The 17905-nt window shown below is 47.1% G+C and carries 13 protein-coding genes and 1 pseudogene; 3 read left to right on the top strand and 11 right to left on the bottom strand.

The features are described from left to right. Positions 1-42 precede the first annotated feature (42 nt). Together V8Q34_RS24650 and V8Q34_RS24655 are read right to left on the bottom strand one after the other, a co-directional pair. The gene (locus tag V8Q34_RS24650) at positions 43-1884 is read right to left on the bottom strand and encodes an ABC transporter ATP-binding protein (RefSeq protein WP_033143558.1); all 1842 of its coding nucleotides are present in this window, start codon (positions 1882-1884) and stop codon (positions 43-45) included. Position 1885: 1 nt separating this feature from the next. Then, positions 1886-3667 carry an ABC transporter ATP-binding protein gene (locus tag V8Q34_RS24655; RefSeq protein ID WP_335836506.1) on the bottom strand — a complete coding sequence of 594 codons (1782 nt, stop codon included), beginning with the start codon at positions 3665-3667 and terminating at the stop codon, positions 1886-1888. Between the two features lie 134 nt (positions 3668-3801). On the opposite strand from V8Q34_RS24655, the gene V8Q34_RS24660 reads away from it, so the two are divergent. Together V8Q34_RS24660 and V8Q34_RS24665 are read left to right on the top strand one after the other, a co-directional pair. Further along, positions 3802-4386, top strand: a complete 585-nt coding sequence (locus tag V8Q34_RS24660) for a GNAT family N-acetyltransferase (RefSeq protein ID WP_033143560.1) — start codon at positions 3802-3804, stop codon at positions 4384-4386. A gap of 49 nt (positions 4387-4435) precedes the next feature. Next, the gene (locus tag V8Q34_RS24665) at positions 4436-5302 is read left to right on the top strand and encodes an AraC family transcriptional regulator (protein ID WP_033143561.1); all 867 of its coding nucleotides are present in this window, start codon (positions 4436-4438) and stop codon (positions 5300-5302) included. 74 nt (positions 5303-5376) lie between these two features. On the opposite strand, the gene V8Q34_RS24670 is transcribed toward V8Q34_RS24665, so the two are convergent. The 4 genes and pseudogenes from V8Q34_RS24670 to V8Q34_RS24685 all read right to left on the bottom strand — a co-directional run. Then, positions 5377-6339, bottom strand: a complete 963-nt coding sequence (locus tag V8Q34_RS24670) for a DMT family transporter (RefSeq protein WP_148393041.1) — start codon at positions 6337-6339, stop codon at positions 5377-5379. Next, positions 6336-6554 (bottom strand): hypothetical protein, encoded by a 219-nt coding sequence (locus tag V8Q34_RS24675; RefSeq protein WP_033143563.1) that lies wholly within the window; start codon positions 6552-6554, stop codon positions 6336-6338. Before V8Q34_RS24675 ends, V8Q34_RS24670 begins: the two co-directional genes overlap by 4 nt. A gap of 237 nt (positions 6555-6791) precedes the next feature. Then, on the bottom strand, positions 6792-9356 hold the full coding sequence (locus V8Q34_RS24680; protein ID WP_335836507.1) for a hybrid sensor histidine kinase/response regulator: 2565 nt from the start codon (positions 9354-9356) through the stop codon (positions 6792-6794). Between the two features lie 62 nt (positions 9357-9418). Then, positions 9419-10453 (bottom strand): annotated as a pseudogene (locus V8Q34_RS24685) (HD-GYP domain-containing protein); the annotation flags it as partial. Positions 10454-10615: 162 nt separating this feature from the next. Here V8Q34_RS24685 and V8Q34_RS24690 point away from each other — a divergent pair. Beyond that, complete coding sequence (locus tag V8Q34_RS24690; RefSeq protein WP_244806038.1) at positions 10616-12118, top strand: GntR family transcriptional regulator; 1503 nt, start codon at positions 10616-10618, stop codon at positions 12116-12118. 132 nt (positions 12119-12250) lie between these two features. On the opposite strand, the gene V8Q34_RS24695 is transcribed toward V8Q34_RS24690, so the two are convergent. The 5 genes from V8Q34_RS24695 to V8Q34_RS24715 are packed head-to-tail and all read right to left on the bottom strand — an operon-like array spanning position 12251 to position 17902. Continuing rightward, on the bottom strand, positions 12251-13723 hold the full coding sequence (locus tag V8Q34_RS24695) for an FGGY-family carbohydrate kinase (RefSeq protein ID WP_148393044.1): 1473 nt from the start codon (positions 13721-13723) through the stop codon (positions 12251-12253). A gap of 1 nt (position 13724) precedes the next feature. Then, positions 13725-14654, bottom strand: coding sequence for a transketolase family protein (locus V8Q34_RS24700; RefSeq protein WP_033143566.1), 930 nt, complete (start codon positions 14652-14654; stop codon positions 13725-13727). Beyond that, positions 14647-15477: a transketolase gene (locus V8Q34_RS24705; protein ID WP_033143567.1), complete on the bottom strand. Its 831-nt coding sequence runs from the start codon at positions 15475-15477 to the stop codon at positions 14647-14649. The genes V8Q34_RS24700 and V8Q34_RS24705 overlap by 8 nt, the downstream gene beginning before the upstream one ends. Before the next feature lies 1 nt (position 15478). After that, entirely contained in the window at positions 15479-16879 is a 1401-nt protein-coding gene (locus tag V8Q34_RS24710; protein WP_227210303.1) for an L-fucose/L-arabinose isomerase family protein, read from the bottom strand. 18 nt (positions 16880-16897) lie between these two features. Then, positions 16898-17902, bottom strand: coding sequence for a LacI family DNA-binding transcriptional regulator (locus tag V8Q34_RS24715; RefSeq protein WP_033143569.1), 1005 nt, complete (start codon positions 17900-17902; stop codon positions 16898-16900). Positions 17903-17905 lie beyond the last annotated feature (3 nt).

Raw genomic sequence — 17905 nt, forward strand, 5'->3', positions numbered from 1 at the left:
AATACCCGCCGGCTTTTACTATACAAGCCGGCGGGATTTCTATCAAATTCCTTTTTCCCCAGCCAAAATCTGCATGGCTGATTCCTCCTCAAACTGCCTGGAGTACAGGTCATAATAATACCCTTTCTGCCTCAGCAGTTCTCTGTGGCTGCCCTCCTCAATGATCTTACCGTCCTTCACCACCAGGATCAGATCCGCCTGGCGGATGGTGGAAAGCCTGTGGGCAATGACAAAGGAAGTGTGGCCCTTCAGAAGCTGGTCTGTGGCCTCCTGTATCAACTGTTCCGTCTGAGTGTCAATGGAGGATGTGGCCTCATCCAGTACAAATATACTTGGGTTTGCCAGGATTGCCCGGGCAAACGATATAAGCTGTTTCTCGCCTGTGGACAGTCTGCCTCCGCTCTCCCCCACATCGCTCTCGTATCCTTTTTCCAGTTTTCCTGCAACAATATCAGCCGAAACCTTCCTGGCTGCCTCCCTGACCTCCTCGTCTGTGGCCTCCAGGCGCCCGTACCGGATATTGTCGTAGAGCGTGCCGGAAAACAGATGGGGGTTCTGCAGCACATAGCCGATCTGGCTGTGGAGCCAGAGCTGAGACCGCTCCCTGTAATCCTTCCCGTCAATGAGGATACGCCCTTTTGTGGGTTCAAAAAACCTGCCAAGCAGATTTACCAGCGTGGATTTTCCTGCCCCTGTTTCCCCCACGATCGCTACATTCATGCCTGCAGGCACATGCAGATTAAAATGTTCCAGCACATATTCTTTTCCGTCCGGATACCGGAAAGATACATCTTCAAAGACAATATCCCCTTCTATCCTCTCCCAGTTCTCTTTCTTTGCGTGGAACATATCCCCGTATTTTTCCTCTACCTCAGGCGTATCCGTCACGTTGGGCTGCTGTTCTAACAGATCCATCACACGTTCAATACTGGCCTGACAGGATATCAGATCTGCCAGAAGACGGGCGAGCTGCTGGATAGGCTCAAAAATAACCACCGCATAGGATATAAATACGGAAAGGGTTCCAAGCTGCATCACCTGGCTCTGCACCATATATCCTCCTCTTGCCAGCACAATAGCCGCGGCAACAGAACTGAAGAATAATATGGTAGGAATATACACCGCGTTTAACATGGCAGATTTGGTCGCCGCCTGGTGCATATTCCTGGTAATGCTGCGGAAATTTTTCTGGTTATCCTCCTCGATCACCATACTTTTGGAAGTCCTTACCCCTGTGATCCCTTCGTTGTACGCGCTGGTGATCTGGGAATTGACCTTCCGCACCCGCCTGTTCCAGTGAAGGATCTTATTCTGGAAATAAACAGTCAGAACCGCAATGCAGGGCACGATCAGCATAATGATCAGCGCCAGTTTCCAGTTGAGCATAAACATGATCACAAACACACTGATCACATAGATAAACGCCCAGAACATATCCACCAGTCCCCAGGCGATCATGCCCGCAATCTTCAGGGTATCACTCATGACCCTGGCATGGATATATCCCACCGGAGTTGTATTATAATAGGAAAAGGACAATGTCTGCAGATGCTCAAACTGCGCCTTTTTCAAGTCCTTCCCCACATTCATCTCAATGGTGGTGGCCGCGTGGACAGAGATATACACGGATACCGTCTGGGTCACGATCATGGCTGTATAGACCAAAGCAAAGATATGCAGTCCCTTTAACGTGTTCAGCGCGATAAAATGGTCAATCGCATAACTTTGAAACAGAGGAACCAGCACATCTATCCCTGCAAGAATCAGGTTCAGGCCAATGGTAATGGCAAAAAATTTCGTATAAGGCTTAAAAAAGGGCAGCATTTTAGCCCATGTTTTAAAGCTGAAGGGTTTGTTATAATCCTGTTCTTCGTAAGCCGCCATTTTACACCTCCATCTGCATTCTGTCATCCTGGCTCATCTGAATGTCATAAATCTTTCTGTAAATCCCCTGCTGTCCGATCAGCTCCTGATGCGTTCCCATCTCCTCAATTTTTCCCTGATTAAGCACCATGATCCTGTCAGCGCTCATCAATGTCGTCACCCTGTGGGAGATGAGGATCACCGTGGCATCTCTTCTGTTATCCAGAAGCGCCTTCCTGATCCTGGAGTCTGTCTGGGAGTCAACTGCGGAAAGAGAGTCATCAAATATCATGACAGGCGCCTTCTGCAGGAGCATTCTGGCTATAGCGATCCTCTGCCGCTGGCCTCCAGACAGGGTTACGCCCCGCTCACCGACCAGCGTATCGTATCCGTCCGGAAAATTCATAATGGCGTCATCAATACAGGCAATCCTGGCTGCCTGCCTGATCTCCTCAAAGGAGGCCTCCGGCACAGAAGCCGCTATATTTTCTTTGATCGTCCTGGAATAAAGGAACGGCTCCTGAAGTACCATTCCCACATTCTTTCTTATCCATTCCAGGGGGATTTCCCTGATATTTTTACCGCCCAGAGTGATATTTCCCTGCCCTTCCTCCAGCTCATACAGCCGGTTTAACAACTGCATGATCGTGGATTTTCCGCTTCCGGTTCCACCCAGGATGCCCAGTGTACTGCCCTGTGGAACAGAGAATGTCACATCCGACAGCACTTCTTTTCCATCCTTGTAACCATAATTTACGTGGGAAAATACAATATCAAATCTCTGATTTTCATGCTGGTTTTCATAGGCTTTTCTATCCTGATACTCCTCTTCCTCTGCCCGTATGATATAGTCCACACGCTCAAAGGAAACCCCTGCCTTGCTCATATCAGAAAGGATACGGCCCAGCCCGCGGATAGGCCAGACAAGTGTCGTATTGTAGGAAGCGAATGCAATAAATTCACCTACGGAGATATTGCCATGCACAGCCTCCGCAGCCCCCAGCACGATCACGGCAACCACCTGCAGACCGGTGATCAGGTCACCGATTCCCCAGTAAAGCCCGGACAGTGTTCCCAGCTTGATCCACAGATCTGCAAATGCATTATTCTTCTCATAAAAGCGTTCCATCTCGAACTTTTCTCTTCCGAAAGCCCTTACCACCCGGACTCCCGTGGCATTCTCCTGCACCACTGTGGAGAGCTCCCCTTCCGCCTCGTCTGCTGTTGTAAAACGGCCGGCGATCAGGCGGTAAAAAATGGTGGAGTACAGTGCAACCACAGGCACAAAGCACAGAACTACCAGGGACAGCTTCACATTCATGGAAAACATCATCCCAAAGGAAACTGTCACCAGGAAAACCGTACGGAACACTTCCAAAAGCTGTGTTACCACAAAGTTACGGATCACCTCCACATCTGAGGTGCAGCGCTGTATGATATCTCCTGTCTGGTGTCTGTCATGCCATTCCATCGGAAGTCTCTGTACATGGGAAAACAGCGCGTCTCTCATGTTCTTCGCAAAATTTTCTCCCGCCTTCGCGGTATACGCACGGCTCAAAAAAAGTGCCGCTCCGGAGAAAAGTGCCACTCCCACCAGCATCAGCGCCATGATCCACAGATGCTTGGACAAATATTTATATTTATCCCCGCCCAGCACAGAGTCCACGGTAAACCGGAAAATCTGTGGTGTCAGGGAATTTAATCCGGTCGTGACCAGCGAGGCCAGCACTGCCACCAGAAAATACTTTTTGGAGCCCTGGAAAAACCGTAATACCAGGTCTGCCTTTCTATGTTTCGTTCTCATAATCCTCCTTTGCCTGTCTCAGTAGTTTTTTTATTATATATAATAATCTGAATTTCTGATATATTCAATATCTATATCATTTTTCCTCCATGCGTGATATAATTGCGTAACAGTTATTAAAGGAGGACATTTGGATGAATACTCCCACAATTGAAACTCAGCGGCTGATTCTCCGAAGATTTACCCAGGATGATGCCCGGGCACTTTATCAAATCCTAAGTGATGAGGAGGTAAATACCTTTCTTCCCATGTTCCCGCTGAAAACCATGGAGGAGGCCAATGCCTATATACAGAAGCAGTACCTGGACACATATCAGGAACCCTTTGGGTACCGGTATGCAGTCTGCTTAAAGACTGATCACATTCCCATCGGTTATGTCCAGGTAAGCAGCAGCGAAAGCCATGATTTCGGCTATGGCCTGCGAAAAGACTTCTGGCATAAGGGCATCATAACAGAAGCCGGCCGGGCGGTAGTGGAAGAACTGAGGAATTCCGGCATGCCTTTCATCACCGCAACCCATGACATAAAAAATCCCAGGAGCGGGGAGGTCATGAAAAAACTGGGAATGATATATCAGTATTCCTACGAGGAACAGTGGCAGCCAAAAAATATCCCTGTTACCTTCCGCATGTATCAGCTTAATTTTGACGGACAAAATGACCGTGTTTATAAAAAATACTGGGAACAGTATCCCGTCCATTTTATAGAGGACCTGTAACGATTCCGTCAGCTAAATTGTCAGAAGCTTTCATACAGGAGAGAAAAATATGTTTATCCAATACAATAATCTGGATATCAACTTCACCATAGGCAGCACCCGGTTCCGCACGCTTAACATCGCTTACGAGCACCTGCACCGCATCATTCCCAGCCACAGCCACGGGGACAACAGCTATGAGATCCACTATGTGGCATCCGGCCGCGGATACATAACAGTAGGGGAAAAGACATACGAGATCACCCCCAACACCCTGTACATGGCCGGCCCCCACGTGGCCCATGCCCAGATTTCCGTACAGGGAGATCCCATGGTGGATTACTGTATTTACCTGAGGCTGCGCCGCACTTCATCCGGAGAGAAAAAAACAGATGACCTGGACCGCCTGTTTACAGAGAAAACCTTCTGGATCGGCCAGGATAACTGTCAGATAAAAAACACACTGGAGCTGCTTTTCCGTGAATTAAAGGAGCAGAAAACCGGGTATACCGTCTACGTGGAAACACTGCTGCGGCAGTTGATCGTACAGATGATACGCAACTACCAGGGCGGAAAAAAAGCCCTCCACCACTTTAAGCCCGCAACACCGGCGGAAGCCCAGGATTTTATCATAGAGGAATCCTTTCTGTACGACTATCCGGTTCTCACACTGGAACAGCTTGCCGAACGGCTGGGACTTGGATGCCGGCAGACAGAACGGCTTATGCAGGACATCTACGGCAAAACATTTCTGCAGAAAAAAGGAGACGCCCGCATGTCGGCTGCCTCTATCCTGCTCACCTATTCAGACCGCAGCATTTCCTCCATCGCGGAAGAACTGGGCTATTCCTCCGTGGAACATTTCTCCGCAGCATTCCGGAAATATTACAATAAAAGCGCCCGCCAGTACCGAAAAGAATCCCGGGACATGACCTGATTCCTCAGCAGTTACAACAGGCACATCTGTACACAGCAAATCCTGCTGCATACAGATGTGCCTGTATCTCCCGGTCAATTGGCCGATGCTTTTACTTCCAGCTTCTCCGCCTTCTGGTAATTCAGCAGGAAAATACCTGCGCATACCAGCAGCAGCGCCGTGACGATCTTCCACCCTTCCGCCTGATTCTGCTCGTGCAGAAAGACCGAGGAGAGGATAACCCCAAACACGGGATTGGTAAATCCGAAAATAGCGATTCTGGACACCGGATGGTGCTTCAGCAAAATCCCCCACACGGAAAATGCCACAGAAGAGATCAGTGCCAGATACACCAGCATAACCACTCCCTGCATGGAAACCGTATGAATGCGCCCTCCAAGGCCAAAACCGCATACCATCATGACCAGACCGCCGATCATAAACTGATATCCGCTTAAAACCACAGGGTCCTCATCCCGTGAATATATTTTCAGCAGACTGGACGCAAAGGCGTAGGCAGTGACAGATACCAGCAGGAATCCTTCGCCGTTTATTTTAAGCCCTGCCCCCATGCCGCTGCCGTTTAGATTCACCAGCACGACTCCGGCAAATCCCACGATACAGGCCGCAATCTTCTTCCCTGTCAGTTTCTCCTGGTGAAAGATCAGGCTGGCAACCAGTATGCTTAAAAATGTATTGGATGCCGTTATAATAGAGCCTTTCACCCCCGTGGTATGGGCCAGCCCCAGATAGAAAAACACATACTGCAGGATTGTCTGAAACATGGAGAGCTTCACGATCTTACCCCATGACCTTCTCTTTGGCACCAGCACCTTTCTCTGAAGAATGCTGCCGAATACCACAGCCAGCAGCCCCGCCAGGGCAAAACGCATACCGGCAAATAAAATCTGCGACGCCGGGCTGTCCCCCGGTATCTCAAACAGTTTGTATCCGATTTTTATACTTGGAAACGCGCTTCCCCAGAGTGCATTGCACAGAACGGCAAGCCCGCAGACCACCCAGGCCTTTTCCAGCATTGGTTTTTTACATGTATTCATTTCTCCGTGCTCTCCTCTTCTGATACACGGTAATCCTTCAAAATCACATCCGCGAATTCTTCCTTCACATGAAACTCCTCTATAAGGCTTTCTTTGACCAGCTCTCTGGCTGCTTTTAACTGTCTGCAAGTCTCCAGCATTGCAGGTATTATAGTCTCCAGCCTTTTTTCTTCTTCGAGCTCCCGGCTGTCTTCCTGTTCGTCATGCGCCTGCATAGTTCCTCCTCGCTTTCCTTCATATGTAAAAGACGGTTTCTCCGATACATATCTGCCCGGAAAAATTAACAAGATATATTATTCAGTATAGAGGATATTGCATCATTTGGCAAACAAAATATTATTAACTATTCAGTGACTATATTGTTCCCTCCCCGCCGAATAATTTTCCTGCTCTCCTTCCTCTGCAGTCTCAGTCCAATATTCGTAATCCATTTGTGCTGCCATTCCAATTCTTTATATTAAATATCTCTTTAATAAACGGGTCAATTCTATAATATCGATAGGCTTTGCTATATGAGCATTCATACCGGACTCCATACAATGCTGTATGTCATCAGAAAAGGCATCTGCACTCATAGCAATGATTGGGATAGATAAGGCATCCGGGTGACTTATTCGGCGAATTGCCTTAGCAGCCTCATACCCTGTCATATGCGGCATCCTTATATCCATAAGAATGGCATCGTAATACCCCGCCGGTGATTTTTGAAACTTGTCCAGACATATCTGACCATCTTCTGCCCAATCCAGTTCTGCACCCAAGTCAGACAATAATTCACTTGCAACCTCCCAGTTAAGCTCATTATCCTCGGCAAGCAGGATACGGCATCCGGACAGATCCGTATTTTGGTCCCATTTTGAGCCATGTTCTGTTTCCATTTCCATATACTGACGTAAAGCATGATACAGCGTAGATTTAAATAGTGGTTTTGAAATAAAACCACTAATACCTGCTTCACGGGCCTCCGCCTCAAATTCACTCCAGTCGTATGCAGAAATCAGCAGGATCGGTACTTCATCTCCCAGATTACGCCGGATTTCTTTTGCAGCCTGAACCCCATTTATACCGGGTAGTTTCCAATCTAATAGAATGATTTGATAATCGTCTCTTCTTCGGTGGTGTTGGATTACCAGCTCTACTGCTTTTTCTCCGCTTAATGTCCATTCAGCTTTTATTCCCATGTCTTCCAGTGTGTCCATAACTGTCTTACATAATAATTCATCATCATCAACCACCAGCATATTCCAGGGGGGAAGAGCCATATCCATATCCATTTCTACTGCATCCGCTTTTTCAAAATCAAACGTGAGATGAAATTCGGTACCTTGATCCGGTTCACTTTTTATATCAATGGTTCCCTTCATTGCATCCACAATGTACTTCGTTATGGCCATTCCCAAACCGGCCCCTTCCGTTTTATGTATTCTGGTTTCATCTGCACGGCTATAGGATTCATATATTTTTTTGAGAAAATCCGGCGACATACCGATTCCGTTATCCCTGACCTTGATATGAATTCGGATATAGTTTTCTGCTTTCGGAGATTTTTCTTCAGAAAGGGATAATTGTATTGAACCGCCTTCGGGAGTATACTTTGTTGCATTTGATAAGAGATTTAACAAAATCTGATTCAAACGGACACCATCGCACCACACATTCTCTGCTAGAATATTCTCAACATGTATGTCAAAGGTTTGGTTTTTAGTCTTAACCTGCGGCTGCATAATGTTAACAATTCCTTCAACAACTTCTTTTAATGAAATTTGTTCTGTTGTTAAAGTTAATTTTCCGCTTTCAATTTTAGACATATCCAAAACATCATTGATCAGCCCTAACAGATGTTTACTCGATAATGTAATTTTTCTGAGGCAGTTCTGTACCTGTTTCCGGTCATCTATGTGAGCTGTGGCAATCGTGGTCATGCCTACGATTGCATTCATGGGTGTACGGATATCATGGCTCATATTTGCCAAAAATTCGCTTTTAGCTCTGTTCGCTTCAAGAGCCTCCTGCCGTGCTTTCTCTAATTCATGCACCTGAGAACGGGTTATGGAGAAATACCGAAGAAAAATCAAGGTTAAAATAATCAAAACAGAGGCACAGGACAATAATGTCATGAACATACGCTGGCCGCTCAGATTGTTTATGGCATCATCCAGTATACTATAAGGCATTACCGATACTAAATACCACTCAGAATAGGGTAACGATATACCGTATATTTGTCGTTCTTCACCATTTACTTCAAATGTTGTAGCATATTCTTCATGATTTTTTAGTGCAGCACCAAATTCTTTAATTGCATTTTCTACAGATAACTCATTGGGTGCAGCATCAAGCTGCTTTTGCAGCTGTTCAAAGAAATACCACAACTCCGTGTTGGGGTTCTGTATTACAAAACTGCCGTCCGGCCTGATAATATGATAATACATCAGCTGCCCGTCATCCTCCAAGGAAAGAAAATCGGTAATATATTCCAGAGGAATGGCAGCAATCAGACCAGTGCTCTTATGGCCATTGTGCATCGGATAAGCAGCGTCAACGCCAAACAATACCACTTCATTTCCGGCAGAATCAACACCTACAGCGACTCGCTGCTCCCCCTTTAACAATGCTTCTGTAAAAGGTTCCGGATTAAGTGGCTGTATGGATTGTCCATAAAGTGTCTGAAAATCCCCCTCCGCAGAACAAAGCGCCAAATAGTCAAACCCCCTGACCTGCGCCCTGTAAATGAGTTCCTCATATAAATTCTTCCTATCTTTGTTATCTGTTGAGACAACAGAAACAACGCCGCTGACCTGATCAAAACGCAATTTAATCACAGTTTCAAAGTGCCTGGACATTTGTTCATTCATTCCGGACATGTAAATATTTCCAATTTCATAAACAGTCTTTTTACTTTTCCGGCTCATATAGATTCCAAGCAGACTGAAAATAATAATACTAAAGATCAAAAGACCAATGAAACTGCATATCAGAAAACGCGTTGCAGAATTCCTCTTTTTACTGTTTCCCATTGATGCTATTCCTCTCTTTCAGATGATGCCGTGCTGTCCTTATTCTTGTCAAAAAAACTGAACTCACTTTCAAGCAGATCAGCAATTTCTTCCAGACACAGTAAAAGGGCAGGATTAAATGCACCACATTGTCCTTCCAAAATCATTTTCAAAGATTCTTCATGTGAATAAGCTTTCTTATAGCAGCGCTCACTGGTCAAAGCATCGTATACATCAGCCAGAGCAACAACCTGGGCAGATATTGGTATTTCTTCTCCCTTTAATCCATCCGGATAACCATTGCCATCATACCTTTCGTGGTGCCATCGGCAAATCTCAGAGGCTACTTTGACAAGCGGGGCTTCCTGTTGTTCAATGGGCAGGTCTGACAGCATATCAGCGCCGACCATTGCGTGAGTTTTTATTACTTCAAACTCCTCTGCCGTAAGACGTCCTGGTTTGTTCAATATTGTATCCGGAATTGATATCTTTCCAATATCATGCAGCGCGGAAGCAGTGCTTATTAATGAAATATCTGCTTTGGACAAAAAGTATTGATCTGTACGCTGAACCAACTGCTTCAGCAAATATTTTGTAATAGTATTTACACGCAATATATGTAATCCGCTCTCTCCATTGCGGAATTCCACAATGTGAGACAGGATTGAGATCATCAACTCATTATTTTTTTCCTGTTCCTGTAACTGTTCTGCGATAATTTTCTCAAGACGCTGCTGCCGCGCATAGAGAAACATCGTATTAGAAATTCGGCGCTGGACTATGGTCAGATCAAAAGGACGGCTGATATAGTCAAAAGCCCCCAAATCATAAGCCCGCTTTATATTTGCAGGGGAATCGTCAGCAGAAATCATAATAACAGCCAGGGTGTCGTTCCAGTGATATTTGTTGATGCAGGCTAACACTTCAAGGCCATCCATTTCCGGCATCACAATATCCAGCAGCAGAAGGGAAAAATCTGCTCTTTGCTTTGAAAGAAGAGAAATTGCTTCTGCACCATTTTCAGCCTCAGCTACATCATATTGCTCTTTCAGGATCTCTGCCAAAAGCGCGCGATTCATTTCTGAATCGTCTGCAATTAAGATTTTTTGCTTTTCCATGGTTCCAAATCTCTTTCTTAATAATAATACGTTTTTATTATAACTATTTTGCTTACCTATTAGCAACACCCATTTTGGTCAGGTGTACAAATAGGTTTATGCCTTTTGATACTGACAAAATTGGTTTGTCATGGTATAATCCAGATAGATAGGAGGCAAGTTATGAAACCACAAGAAACAAAATTTACATTTGTTTATAATGAAATCAGGCAGTGTATTTTAGAGGGCCAAATACCGCCCGGAAATTCCCTGCCGTCCTCAAGGATGTACTGCGAGCAATTTCATGTAAGCAGATATACGATCAACCGTGTCTTTGACGCATTACGGGCAGAAGGACTGGTTGATATTCAGCCTCGGCTTGCACCAATTGTTGTTTCAAAAAAAGATACTTGTAATTCATCAAATACTGTTTTCGAGATTTTAAAACAAAGGGAAGGTATCTTACAGGTATATCAGACTTTTGCTCTAATACTGCCTTCACTTATGGTTTTTTCTTTGCAAGGGTGTGATGTGGAGATAATGCCCCACTATAAACAGGCTATGAAAGTATTACGTTTGGGATATTCCTCAGGTGGATGGGATGCTCCTTCCAAATTAGTATATGATATACTAAAAATAGGTGGTAATTCCCTATTCAGCGAACTCTATTCTACATTTGGCCTTTATAATAAACTTGCATTTTTTGCAGAAAATTGTCCTTATTTCTCTGAGTACTTTTTACAGAGGACTGCATCTGTAACCAGTGTTATTATAGATACACTAAAGGGCAATGATCCGCTCACAAAGTACAACCGGTTATCCCATATGTATCAAGAACTTACGGATTCTATTGAAAAAACGTTAAATTACCTATTAGAGACAACGCCAGAATGTCCTGTGCAAACGGGTTTGAAGTTTTCGTGGAATCCCATGCGTGGCCAGGATTATTATTACTCAAAAATTGTTGATGACATAAATCTGAAAATCGGCCTTGGAGAATACTCTGTCGGAATGTATCTTCCATATGAAAAGCAGCTGGCTGGCCAGTATGATGTCTCTTTATCGACAGTCAGAAGGGCATTGGCAGAACTGGAACAGAGAGGTTTCGTAAAAACGTTAAATGGTAAAGGCACTATAGTTATAGAACCGGATGATACTAAACTTCATCAGCTGGCTCTTAATTCCGGGTATGTTGAAAAGGCATTACGTTACCTTCATGCCTTACAACTTATGGTATTGATTATTCACCCGGCATCATTAGCTGCAGCTCCGCATTTTACTAAAGCAGAACTGGACGAGTTAGCAAACAGATTTACTTCTCCCGGCTCTATTTATTTAACGGATATTTTAGAATTCATAATGAAACATACCACGTTAGAACCTCTATATGTTATATTATCTGAAACCAATCATCTTCTTGAATGGGGGCACCATTTCGCCTATTATCCGTCCAAGAAACATACACTCACACATCTCAATAAGAAAGTCATTCTGGCCTTTCAGCAGTTAAGGGACGGTAATGCTGTCTCTTTTGCAGATGGCATAGCAGATTGTTACCGTTATAATTTGGTTTGTATGAAGAAGCATATGGCAGAGAAATATAGGTTTCATAACGTAGCTAATATTCGGGTTCCGGAAAAATACCAGACAGCAGGCAATGGTTTCTTCCGGACGGCAGACAGCTAAATGGGCAAAGGGACACCGTTTCATAACCGTGTCCCTTTGCCCATTTAGCTGTCTGCCATTATTTGTTTGTTTTGTCAGTTTCCTAACGACATTCGCTTAAACGAAGTACGCCTTGTCTTTCCTCTTCACAATTCACTTTCCGAGTACCATTTCCACAGCCTTTTTCCACCCGGAATATTTCTTATCCACAAGGCTTTTTTCCATCTGCGGTTCAAAAGAAGTCCTCTTCATTTTCGCAAAAAGTTCTTCCTTTTTGTAGATGCCAAGTCCAATACCTGCAGCATACGCGGCCCCGATCCCGGACAGTTCCTCAGCTTCTGGCACCTGTACCGGTATGCCGGCCATATCGCTTTGGAACTGCATGAGATAGGCATTTTTTGTGGGACCGCCGTCTACCCGCAGTTCCCGGATCGGTATCTCGGCATCCTCCTCCATGGCTTTTAAAATGTCCGTGATCTGGTACGCAATGCAGTCAAGTCCTGCGCGCACCATTTCCGCTTTCCCTGTGGTCCTGGTGATCCCACAGAGAATCCCGGTGGCTGAACTGTCCCAGTAGGGGGCACCAAGGCCGGTAAATGCGGGTACAAAATATGTCCTGTCCTCCGGCGCCGCCTCCCTTGCAAGCCGCTCTGTCTCCGCTGCGGACGCAACCATCTGAAGGTCCTTCTGCATCCAGCTTATCACTGCACCCGTATAATTGATATTGCCTTCCAGCACATAATTTACCTGCCCGTCCATCCCCCAGGCCAGGGAAGAAACTAAACCGTGGCTGCCAAATACCGGTGTTTTTCCCACATTCATCATCACAGAGGAGCCGGTGCCGTAAGTGGCTTTCACCATTCCCTCCTCCAGGCATCCCTGCCCGAAGAGAGCGCCGTGGGAATCTCCCAGCACTCCGTGTATGGAAACCGGTTTATCCAGAAATCCTTCAAAATCCGTCTCCCCATAGTAACCATTGGAGTCCGAAACCCGGGGCAGATTTTCCGCCGGGATTTTAAAGACCCTGCAGATTTCCTCATCCCAGGCAAGTGTCTTGATGTTGAAGAGCTGGGTTCTGGATGCGTTGGAATAATCCGTAAGAAAGGATCTGCCGCCTGTGAGCCGGTATACCAGGAAACTGTCCATGGTTCCATAACACAGATCACCTTTTTCGGCTCTTTCCCGGGCGCCCTCCACATTTTCCAGTATCCAGGCAATCTTTGCCGCTGAAAAGTAGGGGGAGAGCTTAAGCCCTGTCCGTTCTCTTATCATACCCGCACTGTCTGTGATCCTGCTGCAGATCTCCTCTCCCCTGGCACACTGCCATACCACGGCGTTATATACCGGTCTGCCATCCTTTTTCCAGGCAAGGGCAGTCTCCCTCTGGTTGCTGATGCCCGCGCCTGCTATCAGGTTCTTATCGATACCGGCCTTTTCCACCACATTCTTAACCGTCTGAATGGTGTTCCTGTAGATCTCCTCCGGGTCATGCTCCACCCAGCCGTTGTTATCTATGATCTGCCTGTGGGAAAGGTCCGCACGGGCAATCAGGGCTCCCTGTCTGTCAAAAAGCAGTGCTTTTGTCCCCTGCGTGCTCTGGTCAATTCCCAGTATGTATCTCTCCATATCAGACTAACTCCCTGGCTTTTGCTGCGATTCCTTCTGCGTTTAATCCGTAGTAATCAAATACCTCCTTTGAGGTTCCTGTGATGACCGGCGCATCCGGCAGGGACAGGTTCACAACCTTTTTCGGGCATTCGCTTCCCACTGCCTGGCTTACCATACTGCCAAGTCCGCCGAAGGGAGCGTGCTCCTCCGCTGTGATCACAGCCTTCACACCGGATACCATCCGGAGCAGAGTCTCTTTGTCAAAAGGCTTTACACAGTACATATCCAAGACTGCTGCACTGATGCCTTCCTTTTCCAGCAGCTTCGCTGCGTCAAGAGAAGGCTTTACCATCTCTCCGCACGCTACGATCGCCACGTCATTTCCCTCTTTCACCACAGTGGCTTTATCCATTTCAAAAGGACAATTTCCTTCTTCATAGACATCCTCCACCGCGTTTCTCCCCACACGGATATAGGCAGGTTTTTCATCTCCGAGCAGCGCTTCTGTCAGGCACTTCGTCTGATTTTTATCACTTGGTATGTAAACCCTCATGTTCGGAACCGCTGACATGGCAGCGATATCCTGGGCAGAGTGGTGGCTCATGCCCAGGGCACCGTAGCTGATGCCGCCGCTGATGCCGATCAGCTTCACATTGGTATTGGAATAGGCCACATCCACCTTTGCCTGCTCGTAGCTTCTGGTAGATAAAAAGCAGGCAGGGGATACTGCGTAGGCTTTCTTACCACATTTTGCAAGGCCCGCGGAAATACTCACCAGATTCTGTTCCGCAATGCCCACCTCCACAAACTGTTCCGGGTAATTCTCTGCAAAAGGTGTCATGGATGCGGAACCGCGGGAGTCACTGCACAGCACCACAACGTCTTTATCTGTCTTTGCTTTCTCCATCAGTACCTGGCAGATCACCTGCTTATTTGCTATCTTATTCATGAAGAGCAGCCTCCTTCCCTGCGGCGAAATCACTGATAATCTGATTATATTCCTCCTGTGTGGGCACCTTGTGATGCCAGTTTGCCTTATTTTCCATAACAGGGGAACCATACCCTTTTGTGGTATTTGCTATGATGACACTTGGTTTTCCCTTCGTCTGTGACGCCTCTGAAAATGCCTGCAGAAGTTCATCCAAATCGTTTCCCCGCACACTGATCACATGCCATCCGAAGGAGGAAAATCTCTCTGCCAGATCATCATGTCCCATCACATCTTCCGTACAGCCGGAAATCTGCAGCCTGTTTCTGTCCACCACTGCACAGAGGTTATCCAAATGATACTGGTTGGCAGCCATGGCTCCCTCCCAGACAGAACCTTCTGCCAGCTCACCGTCTCCCATAACCGTATATACCCGGTATTCCTTTTTGTTCATCTTTCCTGCCAAAGCCATTCCCACGCATACGGGAAGGCCGTGTCCGAGGGATCCGGAATTCATCTCGATTCCCGGCAGTTTATTGTTTGGATGTCCGATGTAAGAGGAACCGAACTTTGAAAACTTTTCTTTTACCTCTTCCAGATCAAGGAATCCTTTAGCACACAGCACCGCATAATAAGCCTCCATGGAATGCCCCTTGCTGAGGACAAACCGGTCCCTGTCCGGGTCATCTGCCCGTTTTGGAGAAACATTCATAACACGGAAATACAGAGCGGCCAGGATTTCCATAACACTCATATCACCGCCGATATGACCTCCCTTTCCGGCAACAATAATATCAACCGTATCCCTGCGCAAATCAAACACTTTCGCTTTCAGATCATCCATCTCATTCACCTCTCAAATATGCCTTAACCTGTTCCTCGATCGGATCATACAGATCCGGTTTTACACCTATATACTTGCAGGCCTCGTAGAGCACGGGCACCACATCCTTGTGGATACCCACACAGTGATGGATGTATGGCCCTTCCACCAGCTTTGCCTCCAGGCGCTTAAGATTCTCCACCTCGACCCAGACATAGGTTCCCTTGGTATACGGTCCTTCCACACCTTTCGCGTGCCCCAGAAGCAGGGAGTATTCTCCGTTGTCTCCGTCAAAACGGCACAGGGTCATATCCCCGTGTTTTGCCTCAGCCTCCACAGCTCCGGGATGGTCAAAGGCCAGGGGATAACCGATGGACGGCTTTTCCTTTGCCACAGAGACAGGCCAGGGGCCGCAGTGCTGCAAAAGCTCACCGTTTTCATTGTCAGGGTGACGTACCGTCCAGTCTGCAAAGAAGGTTCTGGCCTCATCCATGCCTGCCGCTTCCATAAGAAGTGCTGTGACGGCGCCGTGTATATCCGTCTCACAGACGACCGGGATTCCCTCCTCATTCAGCAGGGAATTGGCCGCGCAGGGCATAATTCCGATCTCTCCCTGAAGGGCATTCCAGCACTGGATGGCAATGGCATTACAGCCGTATTTTTCTGCCAGATTCTTCATGGCAGCTTTCAGAGCAGCCACGTTTTCCAGCTCGTTTTCCCTGATTTTGACACACATATTGTCATGGCAGTATGCCATGATCTTTGCCACCTCGGTGCCCTCTTCCTTTACCTTTTTCATCTCTTTTGTCAGTTCCGGAATCGGTATGGGTGAAAGCTGGATATTGAATCTTTCCAGCAGTTCTCCCTCGTTGCACATGGTACTCCAGAAGTCAAACGGGCGCGGCCCGATCTGCAGGATTCTTGTATTTCTGAACACCTTCACCACATTGCACACAGCCAGGAAATCCCGGATTCCCCGCTCGAACTCCGGGTCTGTAAGCCTGCAGTTTGTCATGTAGGTAAACGGTACCTGAAACCTTCTCAGAACCTTGCCTGTGGCAAAAAGCCCGCACTGGCTGTCACGGAGACGGACGCCGTTCTCATCCGGGCGCTCATCCCTGGGTCCCCATAAAAGCACCGGAACATTCAGTTCCTTGGCCAGTCTTGCGACTTCATACTCTGTGCCGAAATTGCCGTGGGGGAAGAAGAGGCCGTCCACCTTCTCCGCCTTGAATTTTTCCGCGATCTTTATTCTGTCTGCCTCGTTGTACAGAAGTCCTTCCTCATTGATATCCTTAATATCCACAAAGGAAACGTCCAGTTCACCCAGTCTTTCCCTTGTCAAATCCGCATATTTAATAGCATCCGGAGCACTGAAAATGCTCCTTCGTGTTGGGGCGAACCCTAATTTTATCTTATTCAAACTCACACACCCTGCTTTCTAATTTTTAAGTTCAAGGACACTGTCCCGCTCAATAAATTCCGTACAGATCTGAATCTTTGTCTTGGCTGTGCTCCTCTCCTGCATCATTTCCACAATGCGGCGCACTGCCAGCCTTCCCATCTCCTGCTTGGGCACCCTGAGGCTTGTCAGCCTGGGCACTGCGATCTCACAGAAGGGGAGGTCATCAAATCCGATGATCGACACATCCTGCGGCACCCGGTAGCCGGATTCCTGCAGCGCTTTCATGGCTCCCAGAGCCAGATTGTCATTATCCGCAAAAAAGGCGGTGGGCAGCTCCGGTTTTCCTTCCAGATACCGCAGCATGTCTTGGTGGGCAGCCTCCATAGTAACGCCGATGGTCACCGTGTACCTGTTCTCCAGCCTCAGATTGTGCTTATTGAGAGCAATCTGAAATCCGGAAGCCCTGGAGCCGAACGCCTTGATCCGGTAACTGCCCCGCAGATATCCGATTCTGGTATGGCCTTTCTGGATCAGATACTCCCCGGCCATTCTGGCCGCGTCCGCGTTGTTGATAAACACCCCGTCAAACGACATATCGTGGTTCCAGTAATCCAGCACCAGAAAAGGTACCTTCATGCCCCTGAACACCGCTGCCTCCTCGTCTGTAAGCTCTGTGCCCAGAAGCACAATGGCGGAAGCCCGGTCCAGGCACAGGTTTTCCACCTGTCTTTTATAATCCTCTGTCTGCCGGTCCAGATAACAGAGCGCCATCTCATAGCCGGCCTCCCTGCATTCCTTTTCAAATCCGTCCACTACCAGGGAAAAGAAGGGATTGTCATCCACGATCAGGCCCTTGTCCTTATAGATGACAAGCTTGATCTTCGTGATCCCCATCTCCCCGATATAGCCCAGTTCCTTGGCTGCACGGAGAATTTCTGACGCGGTGTCCTTATTCACACCTTTTTTATGGTTCAAAGCATTGGATACGGTAGCCGGAGAAAATCCTGTATATTCTGATATGGTCCTTATATTTACTTTCACCGT

Source organism: Blautia sp. JLR.GB0024 (assembly GCF_037000545.1).
In the GTDB taxonomy this organism is placed as follows: Bacteria; Bacillota; Clostridia; order Lachnospirales; family Lachnospiraceae; genus Blautia; species Blautia celeris.

Excerpts from the sequence above, each read along its gene's own strand:
- V8Q34_RS24650 (WP_033143558.1), bottom strand. The coding sequence starts at position 1,884 with ATGGCGGCTTACGAAGAACAGGATTATAACAAACCCTTCAGCTTTAAA.
- V8Q34_RS24655 (WP_335836506.1), bottom strand. The coding sequence starts at position 3,667 with ATGAGAACGAAACATAGAAAGGCAGACCTGGTATTACGGTTTTTCCAG.
- V8Q34_RS24660 (WP_033143560.1), top strand. The coding sequence starts at position 3,802 with ATGAATACTCCCACAATTGAAACTCAGCGGCTGATTCTCCGAAGATTT.
- V8Q34_RS24665 (WP_033143561.1), top strand. The coding sequence starts at position 4,436 with ATGTTTATCCAATACAATAATCTGGATATCAACTTCACCATAGGCAGC.
- V8Q34_RS24670 (WP_148393041.1), bottom strand. The coding sequence starts at position 6,339 with ATGAATACATGTAAAAAACCAATGCTGGAAAAGGCCTGGGTGGTCTGC.
- V8Q34_RS24675 (WP_033143563.1), bottom strand. The coding sequence starts at position 6,554 with ATGCAGGCGCATGACGAACAGGAAGACAGCCGGGAGCTCGAAGAAGAA.
- V8Q34_RS24680 (WP_335836507.1), bottom strand. The coding sequence starts at position 9,356 with ATGGGAAACAGTAAAAAGAGGAATTCTGCAACGCGTTTTCTGATATGC.
- V8Q34_RS24690 (WP_244806038.1), top strand. The coding sequence starts at position 10,616 with ATGAAACCACAAGAAACAAAATTTACATTTGTTTATAATGAAATCAGG.
- V8Q34_RS24695 (WP_148393044.1), bottom strand. The coding sequence starts at position 13,723 with ATGGAGAGATACATACTGGGAATTGACCAGAGCACGCAGGGGACAAAA.
- V8Q34_RS24700 (WP_033143566.1), bottom strand. The coding sequence starts at position 14,654 with ATGAATAAGATAGCAAATAAGCAGGTGATCTGCCAGGTACTGATGGAG.
- V8Q34_RS24705 (WP_033143567.1), bottom strand. The coding sequence starts at position 15,477 with ATGGATGATCTGAAAGCGAAAGTGTTTGATTTGCGCAGGGATACGGTT.